Below are 19817 nucleotides of genomic sequence, written 5' to 3'. Positions count from 1 at the left end.
GATGGATAGGCCTCGCCGGTGTCTCCACCCACGAGGCCTGTTTTCATAGGGCTATGCTGCCGCCATCAATTCTTTGCGCCGCATGTTCACCTTGCCCTGAAGGTTGGCACGGCTGAAGAGCTTCGCGGCATTGCCACCAAGAACTGCAATGAGCTCATCGGTTGTAACATCCGGATTGGCCGAGACCAGATCAGCGATCACCTGCCGCGAGAACGGGAATGTGCCTTCGGCGTGAGGGTAGTCGGTCGCGAAAAGCAGAGCACCAATTCCCACACCTTTGCGGATAGCCATCGCGGAATTGCCATCGTTCTGAAGGGCGCAGTGGACCTGGTCACGAACGATCTGGCTTGGCATGCGCGAAAGCTTCGGGCTGATCGACGGAGCATGGCCATTGTAGACCTCGTCCATTCGCTCAGCCAGGCCCCACAGCCAGCCCGCGCTATGTTCGGCAAACAGGATGTGCGCGCCAGGGTTGCGATCAAGCACACCGCCGGCGACAAGTTGGGTAATTACATCGACAGCATCGTTCATCTGGCGGGTGTAGTTGAACATCGCACCTCCCGGGCCCTTGAGGGCACGGATGTTGATATTGCCCACCCCGGTATGGAACACCAGCGGGATGCCCATGTCGGCAGCATAGGCAAAGATCGGGTCCCAGCGCGGGTCATTGTAGTTGTTGAGGCCCTCCCACAGGCAGAAAGCGGCGAAGCCTTTCTCAGCGGTCCGTTTGCATTCAGCCAGTGCCTCATCAAAATCGATACAGGGGATCATGGCCGCAGGGATCAGGCGGTCGCGTGCTGGGGCGCAATAGTCCCAAGCCCAGTCGTTCCATATACGGCAGGCAGTGCTCTGTCCCTCGCGGTCGTCAATCCGTGGCAACATCAGACCAAGTGACGGGAAAACGAGTTCCGCATCCACGCCATCACGATCCATGTCCGCAAGGCGAAGTGTAAGGTCGCGTGCGCCGCGGCGCTTCGTATCGACGGCGCAGTCGGACACGAAATTGTCTCTTGCATCAGTGCATGACCTATCAGCAGCCTGCGCATTGAAGGCTGCATCCTTCTCTCCCGTCTTGTGGGCATGGAAATTGGTATTGATTTTGAGGATCACCTGCTCGCCAATTCGGGTGATGCGCATGTCACCATCGATCTCGCCATGAATCACATATTGTTGAAGGTGATCGGGCATGTTCTTGGTGAACAGGTCAGACGGCTCCGCCACATGGGCGTCGCAGCTGAATACGAACGGGCGAACTTGATCGGTCATGACAATCCTCCAATTTTCAGCGAGATCAATATTGGTCTCGCTCGACCGAGGATCATCTTGAACAAATAAATATCTATTTTGCTTGATCAGGATCAATCGAGGACTAATATTCGATTTATTTTGCTAAAAGAGATATCTGAATTTGCCCAAGAGTGCGCGTTCCATGGCGTTAAGTGAACTGTTGCTTCACGAAAAAAGGGGGCCTGCGATTTGCAGGCACCCCATAGTTTTGGGTCCATCTGGCGATTGGGCCGCAGGTTAGGGAGAGAGTTTCTGCCAGCCCGCCGTGATGAACAGTACAGCTGAAGTCAGGCTGGGACTGTACCTACTTCGCTGGTGTGGACGACAGCAGGCATCCCGAAGAGCCGCGACGCGTTTAGGCCGATAACGTCATTACGGATATTCTCGGGAACGTTGAGGCCTTCGAACAGTTGCTCCTGAATCGGGCGACTGATCGGGAAGGTGCCTTCCGCATGGGGGTAATCGGACCCCCACATGATGTTCTTGGCACCAGACAGGCCTGCAGCCGCTGCAGTGATACAGGCGCGGTCATGCTGGAAGCTTGCCCAGACCTGATCGTCGATAATCTCGCTGGGCCTGCGCGAAAGCTTCGGGAATACGAAGTTGGCGTGTGCTTCCTCGACCTCGTCCATACGCTCGGCCAAGGCAACCAGCCAGCTCGCGCCGCTCTCGATAAAGGCGACCTTGGCCCCCGGATTACGATCGAGGACGCCGCCTGCAACGAGGTACATGGCACTGTTGCACGCATCCATCATCTGGTTCGAATAGTTAATGATACCTGCGCCGGGTCCTCGTTCGACAACGACCGTTTCGAGGCCTGTCCCGGTGTGCATCACAAATACGACGCCAAGCTGCGCACCCTTGGCGAACACGACATCCCACTTCTCATCATTGTACTTTGGCAGGTTTGGTGGCGTAACCGCAGGCAACATGGCTGCAGTGTAACCCTTTGAGGACAGGTATTCGAGCTCTGCGATAGTGTTGGAAAAGTCGAGCACGGGCAGCATGCCGCACCGCACAAAGCGCTCTGGATGGCCGCTCAGGAAATTGTTGTTCCAGTCGTTATAGAGCCGGGCAGAAGCCGCTTCTGCTTCAGGATCGTCGAGGCAGTAGAGCCAAAGGCCGAGGCTGGGGAAGCAGATCTCCGCATCGATGCCTTCCAGTTCCATGTCATCAAGCCGGCCGGGAATCTCGCGAATGCCCTTGCGCTCATTGTCACCCAGAGCCTTTTCGCGATGCTGGCCGACCCGCAGGCGATAAATGATTTTGTCCTCGGTGCCGGTGATCAAGAACTCGCCCTCTTTGCGCGCATGGATGGCATGCTTCTTCAGATTGGCGGGAAGTCCGTCGAGGAAGATCGACGGCGGTTCCATAATGTGGCTGTCTGCACTGAACACAAAGGGCTTCATCGACAATCTCCTGATTCGATAGCTTTCACCCAAAAGCGATACCTAGTTATATAGGTAAAGGCAAGGGAATTGGTGGACACGCGGGTCAAGCTTTCATAAAGAGATATCTCTAAGGAGGGTTTATGCAGCAATCGAAACAGGCTGAAACCCTGGCGGTCAAAACCGCGCGTGAACTGGCGCGGATGAGCCTCGGGACCGATGAGGGTGAGTTTCTGGGGGCGGAAGACGATCTCCTCACTCAGCTCGGAGTTAGCAGGCCAACTTTGCGCCAGGCGGCGAAGATCGTGGAGAGCGACCGGCTGGTAAGTGTCAGGAGAGGGGTAAAGGGCGGATTCTATGCCGCACGCCCGGATGCAGCCGATGCGATCCGCACTCTCGCGCGATACCTACGCATGAAAGGCGGGACACTCACGGATATTCTTGTCGTCAGCCGGCTCGTTTCCGAAGAGGCTGCTGCTCGTGCATGCCAGTGTGAAGACGAGGTCATGCGGCGGCGACTGGAGGACTTTCTGAGCTCCGTCGAGGACAATGATTCACCGGGAGCAATGATCAAAGCGGAATCTGAGCTGGTGGAGACCATTTCAAAAATGAGCGGGAACCCGGCGATCGAATTGGTCATGGCAATCGGTTTTTCGTTCGGACGGGAGGAGCGTGAGGTCGAACTTTACCGCGACCCCGAGCATCGCGAGATCGCGCGCGGACTGCACCGCCAGTTGTGCTTGGCCATACTTGATCGGGATGAGGAAATTGCGCGGGTCATCATGCGACGGCGGTCGGCGACGATGCTGGAGTGGCTCGGATCACAATCAGGAGTCGTAAAATGAGAGTCCATCATTTCAAGGGGTTCGGCGGCGTTCGATTGGAGGCCGATATCATGGGCGACGAGAACGATCCCACAATCCTCCTGCTGCACGGTGCCGGTCAAACCCGAGCGGTTTGGGAAACCGTTGCAGAGGGCCTCGTGCAAGCGGGTCGCCGCGTGGTCAGTTTGGATCTGAGGGGCCACGGCGGCAGCGATTGGCCTGAAGAAGGTCGCTACGATCTTTCCTCTCATGTCGAGGATTTGCGGGCGGTTCTGGCGCAGATGGGTACACGGCCTGTGGTGGTGGCTGCCACCCTGGGCGGGTGGATCGCGGCAGTTGCTCTGTCCGTCGATGGCAGCAACCTCGCTGCAGGCCTGGTTCTTGTCGATATGCCTGTGCGCAGCGATGCCGAAGTCGCAAAGGACATCGGCGAGCGTTTGCGCAAGGTCGGTACCGAGGCCTCAGACTGGGATGTGCGCACGCTGGACGGCATCGATCTCGACGCTATTTCCGAGCAGTTGTTGGAGGCAGCACCTGGACTGAACTTGCCCACCTTGGTTATCAGGGGCGGCATTTCGTGGGTCAGGCAAGCCGAAGGCACCAGGCAGTTCGACGAGGCCTTGCCCAGCGCAGAGGTGTTCGAAGTTGCCGATACCGATCTGTTGGTCATGACTAATCGAACCGAAGCCCTTCTTGCGCATCTGCTTGACTTCCTCGAGCGCAAGCAGCCTCGCGCTGCGAGCGAATTTCGCGCTGGCTCCGACGCTCGGACACTGCGTGACGCCATGGGCTGCTTTGCGACCGGCATTACGGTGGTGACCGCCATCGGTGATGATGGTGCGCCGGTTGGTCTGACTGCCAACAGCTTTACGTCAGTTTCACTCGACCCGCCGCTCCTGCTGGTCTGCATTGCTAACGGTGCAGGCACCGCCCCGATCCTGCGCAAAGCTGAACATTTTGCGGTCAACATGCTCCAGACGAGCCAACAGCCGACCTCAAACAGGTTCGCTGGCAAGGGAGAGGATCGCTTTGCAGCGACCCAGTGGCACGAAGGTGAAACCGGTGTTCCGCTGCTCGATGGTTCCTTGGGATCGTTCGAGTGCAAGGCGCACGCAGTGCACGACGGTGGCGACCATTTCATTCTTGTTGGCGAGGTTCTGCGCGCGCAGTTCGAACCGCGCCGGGATCCTCTGCTCTATTTTCGTGGCAAGTATCGCCGTCTCCATTTTGCCTGAGCAGGAAACTTGGCTGGACAGGGTCACAATTGCTTCCTATCAAACCTAGTTAGACAACTATGAAGTTCTTGAGAGGGGACGGTATCGATGGCCTGGGTGAATCAGGACAAGACGGCGATCGTCGGCATTGGCGCAACAGACTACTACGTCCGCGGCAAGAGCTGGCCGCGTACCATCAATGACATGGCTGGCGAGGCGATCCTCAAGGCGTGCAAGGATGCGGGTATTTCCATCAAGGACATTGATGGTTTTGCCTATTATTCGACGGCCGGGGCCGGCTATCTCGACAAGTTCGATACCGCCAGCCTGATGGAAACACTCGGGATGCCGAACATCTCGTTTTCTGCCACACTGACCAGCGGCGGGGGCGGTTGTCCCGGCGCCATCGGCCTTGCCACAGCGGGGTTGATGAACGAGGACTGTAAGTATGTCGTCACGCTGATGGCGCTGCAGCAATTGCCGCAGCACCGGCTTGGCGTGGTGTTCGGAGCTGCAGCTCCAAGCCCGGAAAACAGCTTCCTGCAGCCATCCGGCCTAGTCGGACCGGGTCATCTGATGAGCGTCCTGGCACGTCGCCACATGCATCTTTACGGCACCACACAGGATGCCTTCGGTGAAATTGTCATGGCAACCCGTGCCAACACGCACAATCGGCCCAAGGCGGTGCGCAAGGCGCCGCTCACCAAAGAGGAATACGATGCTTCTGTGATGCTGGCAGATCCGTTGCGGCGGCTTGATTTCTGCTTGGAGACCGACGGCGCGGTCGCTGTCATTACCACCACGATGGACCGGGCCAAGGATTGCCGCCACAAGCCTGCGGTGGTTCATGCTTGCGCCCATGGCGGCCAGCGAGAATGGGGCCGCGCTTTCGCGTGGATGGGGATGCCCGATCCATACTTCTCCAGCAGCGGTCACAAATTCACTGCTGATCGGGTCTGGGCCCAGTCCGGCCTATCAGCGAAGGATATGGATGTCGCGCTGATCTATGACCACTTCAGTCCTATGGTGCTGATGCAGCTTGAAGATTACGGTTTTTGCGAGAAGGGCGAGGGCAATGACTACGTCCTCGCTGGCAAGATCCGCTACGATGCCGAAACGCAGGGTGGTGTAAACGGCGGTGTGCCCGTCAATACCCACGGGGGCAACCTCAATGAGGCCTACATCATTGGCATGACGCATATTGTCGAAGGCGTCGAGCAGGTGCGCGGCACCGCGATCAATCAGGTCAAGGGCGCGGAGTTTGCGCTCGTTTCGGGTGGTCCGGCCTCCCTGCCAGTTTCCAGCCTAATCCTGAGGAGCGCGTAAGATGAGCGAGCCCATCCAGTACGGCCCGGCCAAATTGCTGCCCGGCGACCAAATCCGTATCACCACCAATCCCAATACGGAGCCCTTCTGGGAAACGGCTAAGGAACACCGGCTGACCGCTTGCCAATGCGCGAGTTGCGGCCATTTTCGCATGCCGCCTTCACCTTTTTGCCCCGAGTGTTCGAGCACCGACGTGAACTGGCCGACTCTGCCCGGTACCGGTACGGTGTACAGCTTTGCTGTATGCAACAAGAACCCGGCGACCGGGGAAGACTATATCTACGTTCCGGTGGTGGTCGACATCGATGGTGCGCCGGGGACGCGGCTCAATGCCAACGTCACCGGCTGCAATGCCGAAGACGTCCACATCGGCATGAAGGTTGCCGTCGAATGGACAGATATCCAGGACGGATGGGTGCTGCCTAACTTCCGTAAGGCCTAGACTATGCTAAACAAGTTGCGTGTTGTCGAAATCGGCGAAGGGATGGCGGTCCAGGTCGCTGGCCTGATGCTTTCCGAACTGGGCGCCGATGTCCTAAAGATCGAGCGCCCGGGAGGAGACCCTTCGCGGGGCAAGGCCACCTTCGCCAACTGGAATCGCGGCAAGCGAAGCAGTGAGCACGATATCGCAACTTCACAGGGCCTAGCCTTCCTGCGCGATCAACTGGCCGATGCGGACGTACTACTGCATCAATTTAACCCTGCCAAGGCTGAAGCCCTCGGGCTGCCTGATACTCAGCTGGCCGAGTTGAATCCACGGCTGGTAGTCTGCGGCATTACTGGTTCGGCCCGCAATCACCCGGATGTGGAACGCTCCGATGACGAATTGCTGGTGGCGGCGCGCCTAGGCGTCTTTTATGAGAATGACGGGCACCGCGCCGGACCGATCGTCTATCGTTATCGTATGGGTAGTTGGGCGGCGGCGCATCTTGCAGCTGCCGGGATCATGACGCGACTGACCATGCGGCTTCAGTCAGGTAAGGGTGGACCTGCGCATACCTCGCTTATGCAAGGCTTCCTTTCGAAGTTGCCAATGGTCTGGGCGCGAAATTCGGAAGGGCCGATGCCCAATCCGGTAACCTATCCGCTGGCTGCCAGGCCCACGGCAATGCAACTTTTCCAATGCAGTGACGGTCGTTGGCTGCAGATGATGGACCCCACGCAGCAGTTCGATTTTGCCAGCCTGCCGACCATGTGGGAAGTCATGGCCGAAGGACTTGAAATCGATAGGCCCGAGGGAGTGGTAGAGGCATTCAAGCGCCGCCCGATGGAGGCTTGGCTAGCCGATTTGCGCGCGCTGGATGTTGCTGTGGAGCCGGCACAGCCCATGGGTGAAGTGCTGCGTCATCCTGAAGTGAAAGCGCAAGACTACGTGGTCGAGATCGATGATCCGCATCTGGGCAAGACGACCCAGCCGAACCTGCCATACCACACTGATGCGCCACTCAAGACTGGACGCCCGGCTCCGCGTTTGGGTGAGGGCGGAGCCAGCGGCTGGAATGACGGACGGGCGCCAGTCGGGGACAATGGTGTTCCAAACCATCCGCTTGAAGGCGTCCGCGTGCTCGATCTGGGAATGTTCCTGGCCGGGCCGATGGGGCCATCGTTGATGGGCGACATGGGAGCAGATGTGATCAAGGTCGAGGCACTGACCGGTGATCGAATTCGCTTCATGCACCGTTATTACCAATGCGCTGCGCGATCCAAACGCTCCATAGCGCTCGACCTGACCAGGCCGGAAGCGCAGGTCATCCTCGAGCGTCTGGTGCAATGGGCAGAAGTCCTCCACCACAACATGCGGCCCAAGGGGGCGGACAAGCTTGGATTGAGTGAGGAAGGGGTGCGCAAGTACAACCCCAACATCGCCTTCTCCTATGTCAGTGCTTATGGGCAGCGCGGATCGCAGGGCAACTGGCCGGGATATGACTCGATCTTCAATGCCATCGCCGGATGGGAGTTCGAGAACGCAGGCGAGGGCAACAGGCCCGTGTTCAACCGTCCCGGCACAATGGACATCTTCTCTGCGCACAGTTGCCTGGTAGCAACCATGGCTGCGCTCTACGCCTTGCGCGCAGACGGGAAAGGTTGGGGTATCCACAGCTCCATGCTGGGTGTTTCGGCCTTCGCCCAGGGTGAGTTGTTGATGCTCGAAGACGGCAGCCTGACCGAAACATGCCATCTCACCAGCGACCAGACCGGGTTCGGCCCCTATTACCGGATCTACCAGGCCAGCGATGGTGACTGGGTGGCCGTCGCTGCCCATACTGATCCACACCGGGCTGCACTTCGCAGCGTGCTGGGAGATGTGGAGGAGCAGTTTGAAGCCGAGGCACGCAAGCACTCAGCTGCCGATCTTCTCGCTGGGCTCGAAGCCGAGGGGGTTCCCTCCGATGCCGTGAATTTCGAAGATGCGATGAACCGCTTCTTCGACGATCCCCTCAACCGCGAACTCGGGCTAGTTTCGGTTGTGGAGCAGCCGCTCTACGGCCAGATTGAGCAACCAGGCGAATTCTGGGACTTCGTTGACACCCCCATGCATATCGTCCGCGCCTGCCCGATGATCGGACAGCATACCGATGAAATCATGCGCGAAATGGGCTTCTCCGACGCCGAGATTGTAGATTTCCGCGAGAAGAAGGTTATTGGTTAAAGTGGTTTCAGCATCGCCAGTGACAGCAAATGACTGACGAACCGCAGGCGGCGTCAGAACCGCTGGTGACCCGTCTCGATGCAGATGGCACCGCGACGCTGACACTCAATCGCCCTGAAAAGCGCAACGCAATCAATCGAGCGCTCTTCCGCGAATTTCGCGAGCATGTTGCGCAGCTAAGCGAAGATGAGTCAGTTGGCCTAGTGGTACTGCGCGGCGCGAGAGGCAATTTTTCTGCCGGCCACGACCTTAAGGAACCGTCACACGCCGATGCGCTCGGATGGTTGCGCCAGGAACTCCTGACCCTCGAACTGCTCAGCAGCTTGCGCCAACCGGTGATCGCCGCAGTAGAAGGTATTTGCTACACTGGCGGTCTCGAACTGGCTCTCGCTGCCGACATTATTCTTTGCGACGAGACGGCACGGTTTGCCGATACCCATGGCAAATGGGGCTTGGTCCCCGGCTGGGGGCTGTCGCAACGCCTGCCGCGCCGGATCGGGCAGGCCAAGGCGCTGGAGATGATGCTGACCTCCGCCCCTTATTATGGCCTTTCGGCTGCTGCCATGGGACTGGTCAATGAATGCGTTCCGCCAGGTGAACTGGACGGCAAGGTGGCCGAGCTCGCTGCGGCTATTCTCGCCAATAGCTGGCATTCCAATGCCGCGAACAAGCGGCTGATTTACGAGACAGACGGGATGCGAGTGGCTGACGGGCTCAATCATGAGTTGATGCGCAACGCTGGGTTTGACCCTGCCAACCGACGATCGAATTTCGGCAAGGGCAGTTGATCAAAGCTTGATCTAACCCGAAGGCTTTTCTCGCTTCGAGGGCACCCAATTGCGGACTGGTTCAAAAACCGGCATGCGCAATGACCGCCGCAGCCAGTTAGCGCCATCAAGGACAAATGCATGGCCGGAACAGAAGGCGGCATAGTCGGAGCAGAGGTAGGCTGCGGCCCAACCCAGCTCATGGACCTGCCCGACGCGCAACGCGGGTTGCCTTGTATCCAGATCGGACTTGTCGTCGTCGACGAACTTCAGGTGCTCGGCGCGGTCTTCGTGCGGGAAAAGCCCCGGCACCAGACAATTGACGCGGATGTCATAGGGCCCCCATTCGACCGCCTGGCTTTGCGTGAGGTTTGTCACTGCCGCCTTGGCAGCTGCTGAAGGGGAAGTACCCGGGCCGCCGGTCCAGGAATAGGTCGCCCCGATGTTTAGGATCGCACCGCCACGACCATCGGCAATCCGTCGTCTGGCAAATTCGGTCGAACAGATCCAGGTGCCGTCGAGCACGATGCTGGTGACCGCGCGCCAGGCATTCAGGCTGAAGTCTTCCGAAGCACCGGCGATATTGCCTGCAGCGTTATTTACCAGCTGGGTTACAGGGCCGAGCGCGGCCTCGACTTCGTCGAAGCAGGTCGTGACCGCTTCGGGATCGCGTACATCGAGCTGGATACCGATTGCTTTTCCTCCTGCTTCTTCAACTGCTGCGACACCACGAGCACGCTTTTCCGGATCACGGCTGGCAATCGCGACTGCGCCGCCGAGCCGCCCGAACTCTGCTGCAATACCCTTGCCCAGGCCCGAGCCGCCCCCGGTAATGATCGCTACTTCGCCGACAAAGGTTCCCTCCGGCAGCATTCGGGTACCTTTGGGTGGAGCAGGGCGGATACCCTTGTACTGATCGCTCATTTCGTTGTCCTCGTTATTTGCCTTTGTAGACCGGTTGCCGCTTCTCGCGCAGGGCAGCGCGTGCTTCGGTATAGTCTTCGGTCTTGAACAGGGCGGTCTGGGCCAACAGCTCCTGACCTATGCCATTTCGAACCGCGCCCATATGTGACTGGTCAATCATCGACTTGGCCATAGCGAGGGCAATCGGAGGCTTGGCCGCGATCGATTTGGCGATCTCCAGTGCACGGGAGTCCAACTCCTCGGGCTGCACAACGAAATCGACGGCTCCCCATTCCAGTGCAGTTGCCGCGTCGATGCGATTGCCGGTCATCACCATGTACTTTGTGCGGCTCGGCCCGATCAGCGTTGTCATCATCTGCGTTCCGCCAGTGTCAGGCAGAATGCCGTAATTGATTTCTGGCAAGGCCATCTTCAGCGTGGTGTCACTTATCCTGATGTCGCAGGCCAGGGCAGTCTCGCAACCTCCGCCAATGGCGGCACCCTTGAGCGCAGCAATGAAGGGTTTGGGGCTTTCCATCACTGCGAGGCGTTTGTGCTGGTGACGCAGCACGAAATGATAATCGCTTTCGTCGCGCGCGCGGTGGCCTAGCATGGTTGTGTCCCGGCCCGAGCAGAAGGATTTGCCGGCACCCTGCAGCAAGACCGCCCGGACCGCATCGTCCTCGAATGCCTTGTCCAGCAACTGCTTGTAAAGGTGGGCCGCGTCGTCATCCATCGCGTTGTGAACGTCGGGACGGTTGAAGGTAATGACCCCCACACCTTCCACCACTTCGTACTGGACTTTGTCGGTCATGCGGCTTCTCCCAGCAGAATTGAGCGCCTCGCGGGCGCGATAAAGGACAGCAAATGCGCTCGCTTAAGGCAAAGATGCGGATAGGCTTCGTCGGTCATCCCGATCCCGCCATGGACCTGTATGTTGGCCCGGCCGTTCTCGATTGCAGCGCGATCTGCGAGTTGCTTGGACGACGCGACATGAAAGGCGGCATCGCCACTGCCGGCATCGAGCGCACAGGCGGCAAAAAGCAGCTGCGAACGCGCCACCTCAACGCGGACGGCCATGTCGGAGCAGATGTGCTTGAGCGCCTGGAACCAGCCGATCGGCCGTTCGAACTGCTCGCGCAGCTTGGCATATTCGGCTGCCATGTCGCAGGCTGCTTCCGCAGTGCCAACTGCAAATGCGGCGGCAAGCAACTGGAGATGCAGGGGGGCAACCGGGTCGCGCAGAGAGGTAAAGGCAGGTGGGGGCTCGATACATGCCATGGGCACGGTCTGGTCAAGACCTGGACTGGCAGCGATACCCGGCGGCAGGACCGTAATGGCGGCTATTGACTCAACCAGGCCCAAAGCCCGGCTGGCGTCAACCGGATCAAAAATCCGCACTTTCCCGCTGCCGGCGTCTCCATCGGTCAGTGCAAGCGCTGTCTTGCCCGCGGAGCCAGTGGAACGCGAGGCAACTGCACTCGACAGCATTCCAACGGGTGCAAGATGGCGGCCGAGCTCGGCAAAGACGAGCGTCTCGGTGGCGTGATCGAGCCCCATGTCGGAACTGGTCATGCTGAGCCAGCCCATCGCTTCGATTTCATGCCAGATCGATTGCGACCGGGCGCGAGCTGTATCCCATGACAAGTTGTCACGGCACCATTCTGCCGTTGCCGCGACGAATGCTTGCTGGTCGGAGTCGGGTGCCAAGTCCATCGCATCTACCTCGATTTGGGAAGGCCGAGCAGCCGCTCGCCAATGATGTCGCGCTGGATCTGCGCTGTGCCGCCCGCAATGGTTGCCGCAAATCCGCGAAGATATTCGGCCACGAGGTCATCGTCGCCATAACTGAAGTCGAGAATCTCAGGCCCCTTCAGCAACAACGCCATCCGCTCCAGCCTCTGGCCTAATTCGGATGTGAACAGCCGGATCACCGAAGCTTCCGGCCCGGGTTGACCGGTTCGGACTACCTGGCTGATATTGCGATAGGTCATGGCCCTCAGAGCTGCCACTTCGGCCCGCAACTGGGCGAGTTGTTCAGCAATGCAATCGTCCTTGATCGCACCGGTCGCCCGCGCAGTTTCTAGCAGTTCCTCGATTTCCTGGGTCTGTTTGACCTGGTCGGCGATGAACCCGGTGCCTCGCTCGAAACTGAGCGTCGACATCGCCACTTTCCAACCATTACCAACTCCGCCAACCACGTTTTCAAGTGGGATTCGCACATCGTCATAGAAGACTTGGGCGAACTCGACCTGACCGGAAATCTTGCGGATAGGTCGGACGTCGATCCCAGGCGCATGCATGTCGCAAATGACCCACGAAAGCCCGCGGTGCCGCTGCGATCCGTCTTCTGTTCGCAAGACCAGCTCCTGCAGGTCTGCGACATGGGCAAAGCTGGTCCAGATCTTGGTGCCGTTGATGACGAGTTCGTCGCCTTCGATCCTGCCGCGAGCCTTGACCCCGGCAAGGTCCGAACCGGCACCGGGTTCCGAGAATCCCTGGCACCAGATTGCCTCTCCCCGCAGGATACGGAGAAGATGGAATTCCTTCTGGGCCTCGCTGGCGTTCATGATGAGCGTCGGCCCGGCATGGTTCACGCCAACGAAATTGGCGCCGATCCAGGGGGCATGCGCGTGCGCGTATTCCTCCAGCCAGATGACTTGCTGGACAATCGACAGCCCGCGTCCGCCATAGTTGACCGGCCAGTTTATTCCGGCCCAGCCGGCATCGAACAGTTGCCGTTGCCAGGCCTTGTCGAATTCGATGGCGTCTGCGGCATCCATCGGTCGTTTCTCGGCAGGTACATTGTCTTGCAGCCAGTCGCGGCATTGTTGGCGGAACTGCTGCTCCTCGGGCGAAAATCGAATGTCCATCGGATTAAATTTCCCGGATTGACGCGTAGCGCGGCATTGCCGCACCCTCGCGCGTATGCACATGCGGGAGGGATGAGTGATGAACGGATTGGTGGGCCGGATGCCTTTGGCTTGCGAAGCAAACTGGCGCCAGATGGGTTTGTGGCAAGACCAGTCGCTGGCGCAGGGGATGGCTGCCGCTGCAAAGGCGAGGCCGGATGCACCGCTGCATTTTTTCGGTGCGGAAGGGGAGAAAATCGTCAGGCTCGCGCAGGTTCATGCTCAGGGCCTTGCGCTGGCAGGTTCGTTTCACGCACTTGGGATGCGGCCGGGCGATACGCTTGCCATGCAACTTCCCAACGGACTGGAGAACGCCGTGCTTTTCCAGGCCGCCGCTGCACTGGGATGTACCTTGCTGCCGATCGTCCACATCTATGGTCCACACGAGCTTGCGCACATCCTGACCGATAGCAAGGCGAAGGCTTTGGTTGTGCCCAGTAAATGGCGCAACATCGACTATCTCGATCGCCTCTCGCGCTTGCCCGAAATACCGACGCTGGAGCACCGGATTGTAATGGGCGGGACGGTTCCCGATGGCGCGATTGCGTTTGGCGATCTTCCCGAGGGAGAATTGCCGAAGGTCGAAACCGAGCCAGATACTCCCGCGCTGCTGCTCTACACCTCGGGCACGACCGCTGCCCCCAAGGGGGTCCGTCACAGTTCGCGCAGCCTGCTTGCTGAGCTGACGGCCCAACGCAGCGACGGACCAGCCGACGACTATGGCCTGTCGCCGTGGCCTTCGGGCCATATTGCGGGAACGTTGGGTGTGATGGGGCATGCATTGCTGGGGCGCCCGATGGTGATTCTCGAAGCATGGGATCCGGTACTGGCGGCGGAACTCGTCGAGAGATTTGAGGTACGGCAGATGTCCGGAACGCCGTTCCACCTTTCCGGGATGATGGATGCTGCAGCGCGTGACCGGCGCGACCTCAGCAGCTTCAGCCAGTTCCTGATCGGCGCGACCACGGTGCCGCCATCGCTGGTTGCCGCAAGCGAGGACGTCGGGATCAGGTGTTGCCGCTGCTACGGTTCGACGGAGATGCCGACAGTGTCCCAGTGCAATCCGGATGATCCGCTGGACAAGCGCCTGAACACCGATGGGCGTCCGAATCCGGGCGTAGAAGTGAGAATTGTCAATGACATGGGTGATAATGTCGCGGCGGGAGGGGAAGGCGAAATTGCTGTCCGCGGGGCAGAGCGGTTCCTCGGCTACACCGATATGGCGCTGGACGACGCAAGTTTCCTCGACGGTGGCTGGTTCCTTACCGGTGACATCGGGCGCATCGACGCCGAAGGCTATCTGGCCATTACGGATCGAAAGAAAGACATCATCATCCGCGGAGGAGAGAATATCTCGAGCCGTGAAGTTGAGGAATTGCTGCTCGCGGTGCCCGGCGTGTGCGAAGCGGCCGCCATTGGCATTGTCGACGCGCGACTCGGAGAGCGGATCTGTGCTGTTGTAACAATCGATGGCAGCGCCGAGGTGAGCATCAACGCGATTGACCAAGTGTTCCGTTCGATCGGGGTCGCACGGCAGAAGACGCCCGAGAATCTTGTGATCGTCAAAGAGTTTCCCAGAACTCCGACCGGGAAAATCCAAAAGGCCGAACTGCGTCGGAAGCTGGGCGCTTCCGACTAAGCTCATCCTCGCCAAATCGGATTGGCTCCCTATCAAAACGCGCCTCATCCTCTCCCGCACGAGTGGCCGATTTTCTGTCGGATATCTCTCACGCACTCAGCGCTTGATATATATCACCTAGTTATATAACTGCGGGTGTCTTGGAGGAAGGACGCCGTGCATGTCAATGCTGTATGATGAAGGTCACGAGGCCATCGCCAACGAATCGCGCCGTGTGCTTGACGCACGCATGGACAAGGGGCGCTTGCTCCGTCTGCTTGAGTCCGTCGGTGAATACGACCAAGCCTTCTGGAACACTGCAGTAGAGCAGGGTTGGTCGGCTCTTGCCATTTCGGAAGAGCATGATGGTTTGGGTCTCGGTCTGGTGGAATTGGGGCTGGTCGCCCAGGCAGCCGGGGCTGGGACGGCAGGGGCTCCATTCCTGACCTCGACCTACGGTGTGGCGCATGCAATCGAGAACTCGGGCGACATGTCTGCAAAGAATGGCTGGCTTCCACGCCTGGCCGCAGGCGAAGTGCTTGCCTCGGTCGCCTTCACAGAAGGCTCATCGCCTTTGCCGACACAGCCTTCGGTTCGCTTCGCGGATGGCAAGCTCGCGGGTAGCAAGGATAGTGTCACTGGTGGCCTGAAGGCCGATATCGCGCTTGTTTGGGCCAGCATCGAAGGGGCACCTGCACTGGTCCTTGCCGATCTCGCGGCAGCGAAGAGAGTGCCGGTCGAAAGTTTCGACAATTCGCGCTTGCTTGCCGATATTGATTTCAGCGGGGTCGAGGCCACGCTGCTGGCGACTGGCGATGCTGCGCAAGAACTGGCTTTGGACGTTCTGGCGCGCATGGCGGTGGTAACCGCGCATGAGCAGGTTGGCGGTGCCGAAGCCCTGCTAATTACTGCGCGTGATTATGCACTGACCCGCAAGGCCTTTGGCCAGCCCATCGGAGCCTTTCAGTCGGTCAAGCACCGGATTGCGGAGATGTACGGCTTGGTCGAGATTGCTCGCGCCAACTGCATTCATGCCGCAGCAAGTGCCGGGCAGCCTGACTTTCTTGTAGCGGCCGCCGATGCGCGGCTGTCTGCAACCGAAGCGTATGACACCGCTGCGCGCGATTGTGTGCAGGTTCATGGCGGAATCGGGGTGACTTGGGAGCAGGGCCTCCATCTGCATATGCGCCGGGCCCGGACCTTGGCCATGGAGCAGGGCAATATGCTGTTTTGGGAAGATCTTCTGGTCGAACAAATCACAGGAGTAGCGGCATGACCGATCTCGAAACTTATCGCGACCGGGCCCGCATGTGGCTCGAGTCGGTTGCGTCCCGCTTTGGCCGTGAGGCGCGCATGGGCCTTTCGGTCGAGGAAGATCTGGCACTTGGCCGCCAATATATGGCGGCGCGGCACGATGCAGGATACGCAGGCATCAACTGGCCCGCGGAATTCGGCGGGCAAGGCCTGACCCATATCGAGAAGGTAGCGTTTGACACCGAGGAAATGGCTTTCGGAATGCCCACCGGGTATTTCGGAATTTCGCTAGGGATGCCAGTTCCGATTCTGATGCGCTACGGTCTTGGCGAAGCCAGCGAACATATCGCTTGGGTCAAGGAGCGCGTCCTCAAAGCGCTGCGCGGGGAAGAAATCTGGTGTCAGCTGTTTTCTGAGCCCGCCGGCGGATCCGACCTTGCCGGTTTGCGTACCCGGGCCGAGCCCGACGGAAACGGCTGGAAGCTCAACGGTCAGAAGCTTTGGACGAGCTGGGCTCAGTATTCTGACTATGGCGTGATCGTCGCTCGAACCGATCCTGCGGCAGCGAAGCACAAAGGCCTGACTTACTACTGGGTCGATATGAAAGCGCCGGGTGTCGAAGTGCGCCCGATCAAGCTTGCGGGCGGTGACAGCCACGTCAACGAAGTGTTTTTCGACGATGTCCGACTTGAGGATTCGCAGCGCATGAGTCCTGTCGGTGGCGGCTTTGGTGTCGCCATGGCGACTTTGATGATCGAGCGCTATGTCGCCACTGACAGCGGCGGCTTTGGCCCGCATCTCGACCTTTTCGTCGACCTGATGCGCAAACTCGAGATCAATGGACGTCCGGCGCTGTCTGACGGCAGGGTCCGCAGCGCGATTGCCCGCAATCACGCAATGCGTGCAGGGCTGGAGTCGATTACCACGCGGGCGATGCTGATGATGCAGGCGGGTATGGAGCCTGGGCCCGAGGGGTCGCTCAACAAGCTAGTGTCCGTGCGCAGCCGTCAGAAGCTGTCCGAGATGGCAATCGACCTTTCGGGCACGGGTGGATTTCACTTCGACCCCAACGCGCCGCAAAAGCAGGATTGGGGGAGCAGCTGGATCAATGCTCCAACCGGCCGCATTGCCGGCGGCGCGGACGAGATGCTGCTTAACACGATCGCTGAGAAGATCCTCGGTCTTCCGCAAGATCATCGTCCGGACAAGGGCGTGCCTTTCAATCAGATCCCGGCCTGAGGAAATCAACATGGCAATCAAGACCCGTATTACCGAGTTGCTCGAGATCGAACATCCCATCGTCCAGGGAGGAATGATGAATGTCGGTTTCGCCGAAATGGCCAGTGCTGTCTCGAACGCTGGCGGTCTGGGCATTATCACGGCCTTGTCACAACCCAGCCCGCAGGCTCTGCGCGAGGAGATCGAGCGCACCCGGTCCATGACCAGCAAGCCGTTCGGCGTGAACATGACCGTCTTTCCGACGATCAATTCGCCCGATTATGCGGGCTATGCCCAAGCCATAATCGATGGCGGCATCAAGATCGTGGAGACGGCCGGGACCCCGGCGGTTCGCGAAATATGGGAGCAGTTGAAGCCGCACGGTGTCAAGATCTTGCACAAATGCACCGCCGTGCGTCACGCCGTTTCCGCTGAAAAGGCGGGTGTCGACGTCATCTCCATCGACGGGTTCGAATGTGCCGGGCATCCGGGTGAAGATGACATTCCGGGCCTGATCCTGATCCCGGCTGCCGCTGACAAGGTGAGTATCCCGATGTTGGCCTCTGGCGGGTTCGGTGACGGGCGAGGTCTTGCTGCGGCGCTGTCGCTTGGTGCTGACGGGATCAACATGGGAACGCGTTTCTGTGCAACTGTCGAAGCGCCGATCCACGACAATGTGAAGCAGGCCTATGTCAACAATGACGAGCGCGGCACGCACCTGATTTTCCGCAACTTCAAGAACACGGCCCGCGTCGGCAAAAGCGACGTGTCCGACGAAGTCGCCCGTCGTCTTGCGCGACCGGATGCGCGGTTCGAGGACGTGAAGGAGCTGGTAGCGGGAACGGCCGGCAAAAAGCTGCTTGAAACCGGCGACCTTTCCGAAGGCGTGTTCTGGGCCGGCATGATCCAGGGCCTGATCCATGACATTCCGACCTGTGAAGTGCTCGTCAGTCGCATCGTCGCTGATGCCGAAACCATTATTCGCAGCCGCCTGTCCGGCTTGCTCGTCTGATTGCTCAAGGAGTTCTGAAAATGACCGACGCTTATATCATCGATGCTGTCCGCACTCCGCGCGGCATTGGCAAGCCTGGCAAGGGCGCGCTCTCGCACCTGCACCCGCAGCATCTGGCTGCAACTGTCCTCAAGGCGATCAAGGACCGCAACAATCTCGATACGTCCAGTGTCGATGACATTGTTTGGTCGACTTCGACGCAAAAGGGCAAACAGGGCGGCGACCTGGGCCGTATGGCGGCACTCGCTGCCGACTACGATATCTCCGCGTCCGGCACGACGCTCGACCGTTTTTGCGGTGGTGGTATCAGTTCAGTCAACTTCGCGGCAGCTTCGGTGATGTCGGGCATGGAAGACTGCATCATCGCCGGCGGCACGGAGATGATGAGCTACACAGCCCAGATTGCCGGAGAAGAGGCCAATGCAGGTCTCAAGCCGTTGGGAATGGGGGCTGGGAACCCGGAACTCGATGCGCTGCATCCGCAAAGCCATCAGGGCGTCTGCGGCGATGCTATCGCTGCGCGGGAAGGCATCGACAGGGCCGCGCTCGATGCCTTGGCGCTTGTCAGCCAAGAGCGCGCCGACCAGGCCATTCGCGAAGGTCGTTTCGACAAGTCGCTAATAGCAGTCCACAATCCTGACGGTTCGGTTGCACTCGATCGTGAAGAATTCCCCCGTCCCGAAACGACCATGGAAGGTCTCTCTTCGCTGCGCGCTAGCTTTGATGCGATCGCTGATTTCGACCTTGGTGATGGTGTGACCTTCCGCAAGCAGATCCAGCGTCGCTATCCCGACCTCGAATGGACCGGTGTCCATCACGCTGGGAATTCATCCGGCGTCGTCGATGGGGCCGCTGCCATTCTGATTGCGAACAAGAACTATGCTGACAAGCATGGCCTGAGGCCGCGTGGCCGTATCGTCGCTTACGCCAACCAGGGGGATGACCCTACGCTGATGCTCAATGCCCCCGTTCCGGCGGCAAAAAAGGTGCTCGAGAAGGCTGGTCTAACCAAGGACGATATCGACGTCTGGGAGATCAACGAAGCGTTTGCCGTCGTTGCCGAAAAGTTCATCCGCGACCTTGATCTTGATCGCGCCAAGGTCAATCCCAACGGCGGCGCGATGGCATTGGGCCACCCCATTGGGGCGACCGGATCGATCCTGATCGGAACCGCACTGGATGAGCTTGAGCGCACCGGTGGTCGCTATGGCCTGATCACAATGTGTGCGGCAGGAGGGATGGCACCGGCAGTTATCATCGAGCGTGTCTGATCGATGTCCATCCTCGTAAACAAACACACCAAGGTCATCACCCAGGGGATGACCGGCAACACCGGCACCTTCCACACCCAGGCCGCGCTCGATTACGGGACGCAGATGGTTGGCGGCGTGACCCCCGGCAAGGGCGGTACCACGCACATTGGCCTGCCGCAGTTCAACACCGT

At 59.4% G+C, this 19817-nt stretch carries 17 protein-coding genes and 1 pseudogene; 12 read left to right on the top strand and 6 right to left on the bottom strand.

All coding sequences use genetic code 11. The features are described 5' to 3' along the window. Positions 1–51: 51 nt before the first annotated feature. Positions 52–1362: an amidohydrolase family protein gene (locus tag ACSSV3_RS02270; RefSeq protein WP_354325681.1), complete on the bottom strand. Its 1311-nt coding sequence runs from the start codon at positions 1360–1362 to the stop codon at positions 52–54. 212 nt (positions 1363–1574) lie between these two features. Next, complete coding sequence (locus ACSSV3_RS02265) at positions 1575–2696, bottom strand: amidohydrolase family protein (RefSeq protein ID WP_354325679.1); 1122 nt, start codon at positions 2694–2696, stop codon at positions 1575–1577. 122 nt (positions 2697–2818) lie between these two features. Between ACSSV3_RS02265 and ACSSV3_RS02260 the strand changes: the two genes are divergently transcribed. From ACSSV3_RS02260 to ACSSV3_RS02235, 6 genes are all read left to right on the top strand, one after another. Next, positions 2819–3520, top strand: coding sequence for a FadR/GntR family transcriptional regulator (locus ACSSV3_RS02260; protein ID WP_354325677.1), 702 nt, complete (start codon positions 2819–2821; stop codon positions 3518–3520). Continuing rightward, positions 3517–4734 (top strand): alpha/beta fold hydrolase, encoded by a 1218-nt coding sequence (locus ACSSV3_RS02255; protein WP_354325676.1) that lies wholly within the window; start codon positions 3517–3519, stop codon positions 4732–4734. The genes ACSSV3_RS02260 and ACSSV3_RS02255 overlap by 4 nt, the downstream gene beginning before the upstream one ends. An 87-nt stretch (positions 4735–4821) precedes the next feature. Next, on the top strand, positions 4822–6039 hold the full coding sequence (locus ACSSV3_RS02250) for a thiolase C-terminal domain-containing protein (RefSeq protein WP_354325674.1): 1218 nt from the start codon (positions 4822–4824) through the stop codon (positions 6037–6039). Between the two features lies 1 nt (position 6040). Further along, positions 6041–6481: a Zn-ribbon domain-containing OB-fold protein gene (locus tag ACSSV3_RS02245; protein WP_354325672.1), complete on the top strand. Its 441-nt coding sequence runs from the start codon at positions 6041–6043 to the stop codon at positions 6479–6481. Positions 6482–6484: 3 nt separating this feature from the next. After that, positions 6485–8689 carry a CoA transferase gene (locus ACSSV3_RS02240; RefSeq protein WP_354325670.1) on the top strand — a complete coding sequence of 735 codons (2205 nt, stop codon included), beginning with the start codon at positions 6485–6487 and terminating at the stop codon, positions 8687–8689. A 65-nt stretch (positions 8690–8754) separates the two neighbouring features. Beyond that, positions 8755–9477 (top strand): enoyl-CoA hydratase/isomerase family protein, encoded by a 723-nt coding sequence (locus ACSSV3_RS02235; RefSeq protein ID WP_454184743.1) that lies wholly within the window; start codon positions 8755–8757, stop codon positions 9475–9477. A 12-nt stretch (positions 9478–9489) separates the two neighbouring features. On the opposite strand, the gene ACSSV3_RS02230 is transcribed toward ACSSV3_RS02235, so the two are convergent. The 4 genes from ACSSV3_RS02230 to ACSSV3_RS02215 are packed head-to-tail and all read right to left on the bottom strand — an operon-like array spanning position 9490 to position 13232. Then, entirely contained in the window at positions 9490–10380 is an 891-nt protein-coding gene (locus tag ACSSV3_RS02230) for an SDR family oxidoreductase (RefSeq protein ID WP_354325666.1), read from the bottom strand. A 13-nt stretch (positions 10381–10393) separates the two neighbouring features. Further along, positions 10394–11173, bottom strand: a complete 780-nt coding sequence (locus ACSSV3_RS02225; protein ID WP_354325664.1) for an enoyl-CoA hydratase/isomerase family protein — start codon at positions 11171–11173, stop codon at positions 10394–10396. After that, the gene (locus tag ACSSV3_RS02220) at positions 11170–12075 is read right to left on the bottom strand and encodes an acyl-CoA dehydrogenase family protein (RefSeq protein ID WP_354325662.1); all 906 of its coding nucleotides are present in this window, start codon (positions 12073–12075) and stop codon (positions 11170–11172) included. The genes ACSSV3_RS02225 and ACSSV3_RS02220 overlap by 4 nt, the downstream gene beginning before the upstream one ends. Before the next feature lie 5 nt (positions 12076–12080). Continuing rightward, positions 12081–13232, bottom strand: a complete 1152-nt coding sequence (locus ACSSV3_RS02215; RefSeq protein ID WP_354325660.1) for an acyl-CoA dehydrogenase family protein — start codon at positions 13230–13232, stop codon at positions 12081–12083. 79 nt (positions 13233–13311) lie between these two features. Between ACSSV3_RS02215 and ACSSV3_RS02210 the strand changes: the two genes are divergently transcribed. The 6 genes and pseudogenes from ACSSV3_RS02210 to ACSSV3_RS02185 all read left to right on the top strand — a co-directional run. After that, positions 13312–14910, top strand: coding sequence for an AMP-binding protein (locus ACSSV3_RS02210; RefSeq protein ID WP_354325659.1), 1599 nt, complete (start codon positions 13312–13314; stop codon positions 14908–14910). Between the two features lie 160 nt (positions 14911–15070). Continuing rightward, on the top strand, positions 15071–16165 hold the full coding sequence (locus ACSSV3_RS02205; RefSeq protein WP_354325657.1) for an acyl-CoA dehydrogenase family protein: 1095 nt from the start codon (positions 15071–15073) through the stop codon (positions 16163–16165). After that, complete coding sequence (locus ACSSV3_RS02200) at positions 16162–17382, top strand: acyl-CoA dehydrogenase family protein (RefSeq protein ID WP_354325656.1); 1221 nt, start codon at positions 16162–16164, stop codon at positions 17380–17382. Before ACSSV3_RS02205 ends, ACSSV3_RS02200 begins: the two co-directional genes overlap by 4 nt. A gap of 10 nt (positions 17383–17392) precedes the next feature. Further along, positions 17393–18373, top strand: coding sequence for an NAD(P)H-dependent flavin oxidoreductase (locus ACSSV3_RS02195; protein ID WP_354325654.1), 981 nt, complete (start codon positions 17393–17395; stop codon positions 18371–18373). A gap of 20 nt (positions 18374–18393) precedes the next feature. Then, entirely contained in the window at positions 18394–19644 is a 1251-nt protein-coding gene (locus ACSSV3_RS02190; RefSeq protein ID WP_354325652.1) for an acetyl-CoA C-acetyltransferase, read from the top strand. A gap of 3 nt (positions 19645–19647) precedes the next feature. Further along, positions 19648–19817 (top strand): annotated as a pseudogene (locus ACSSV3_RS02185) (succinate--CoA ligase subunit alpha); the annotation flags it as partial.

This window comes from Porphyrobacter sp. MBR-49 (assembly GCF_053628655.1).
The sequence above is the reverse complement of the archived record's forward strand: the minus strand, read 5'-3'. Positions and strand labels throughout refer to the sequence as shown.

Coding starts and splice junctions, on each gene's coding strand:
- ACSSV3_RS02225 (WP_354325664.1), bottom strand. CDS start 11,173: ATGACCGACAAAGTCCAGTACGAAGTGGTGGAAGGTGTGGGGGTCATT.
- ACSSV3_RS02240 (WP_354325670.1), top strand. CDS start 6,485: ATGCTAAACAAGTTGCGTGTTGTCGAAATCGGCGAAGGGATGGCGGTC.
- ACSSV3_RS02230 (WP_354325666.1), bottom strand. CDS start 10,380: ATGAGCGATCAGTACAAGGGTATCCGCCCTGCTCCACCCAAAGGTACC.
- ACSSV3_RS02205 (WP_354325657.1), top strand. CDS start 15,071: ATGTCAATGCTGTATGATGAAGGTCACGAGGCCATCGCCAACGAATCG.
- ACSSV3_RS02215 (WP_354325660.1), bottom strand. CDS start 13,232: ATGGACATTCGATTTTCGCCCGAGGAGCAGCAGTTCCGCCAACAATGC.
- ACSSV3_RS02200 (WP_354325656.1), top strand. CDS start 16,162: ATGACCGATCTCGAAACTTATCGCGACCGGGCCCGCATGTGGCTCGAG.
- ACSSV3_RS02250 (WP_354325674.1), top strand. CDS start 4,822: ATGGCCTGGGTGAATCAGGACAAGACGGCGATCGTCGGCATTGGCGCA.
- ACSSV3_RS02195 (WP_354325654.1), top strand. CDS start 17,393: ATGGCAATCAAGACCCGTATTACCGAGTTGCTCGAGATCGAACATCCC.
- ACSSV3_RS02210 (WP_354325659.1), top strand. CDS start 13,312: ATGAACGGATTGGTGGGCCGGATGCCTTTGGCTTGCGAAGCAAACTGG.
- ACSSV3_RS02255 (WP_354325676.1), top strand. CDS start 3,517: ATGAGAGTCCATCATTTCAAGGGGTTCGGCGGCGTTCGATTGGAGGCC.
- ACSSV3_RS02220 (WP_354325662.1), bottom strand. CDS start 12,075: ATGGACTTGGCACCCGACTCCGACCAGCAAGCATTCGTCGCGGCAACG.
- ACSSV3_RS02190 (WP_354325652.1), top strand. CDS start 18,394: ATGACCGACGCTTATATCATCGATGCTGTCCGCACTCCGCGCGGCATT.
- ACSSV3_RS02245 (WP_354325672.1), top strand. CDS start 6,041: ATGAGCGAGCCCATCCAGTACGGCCCGGCCAAATTGCTGCCCGGCGAC.
- ACSSV3_RS02260 (WP_354325677.1), top strand. CDS start 2,819: ATGCAGCAATCGAAACAGGCTGAAACCCTGGCGGTCAAAACCGCGCGT.
- ACSSV3_RS02265 (WP_354325679.1), bottom strand. CDS start 2,696: ATGAAGCCCTTTGTGTTCAGTGCAGACAGCCACATTATGGAACCGCCG.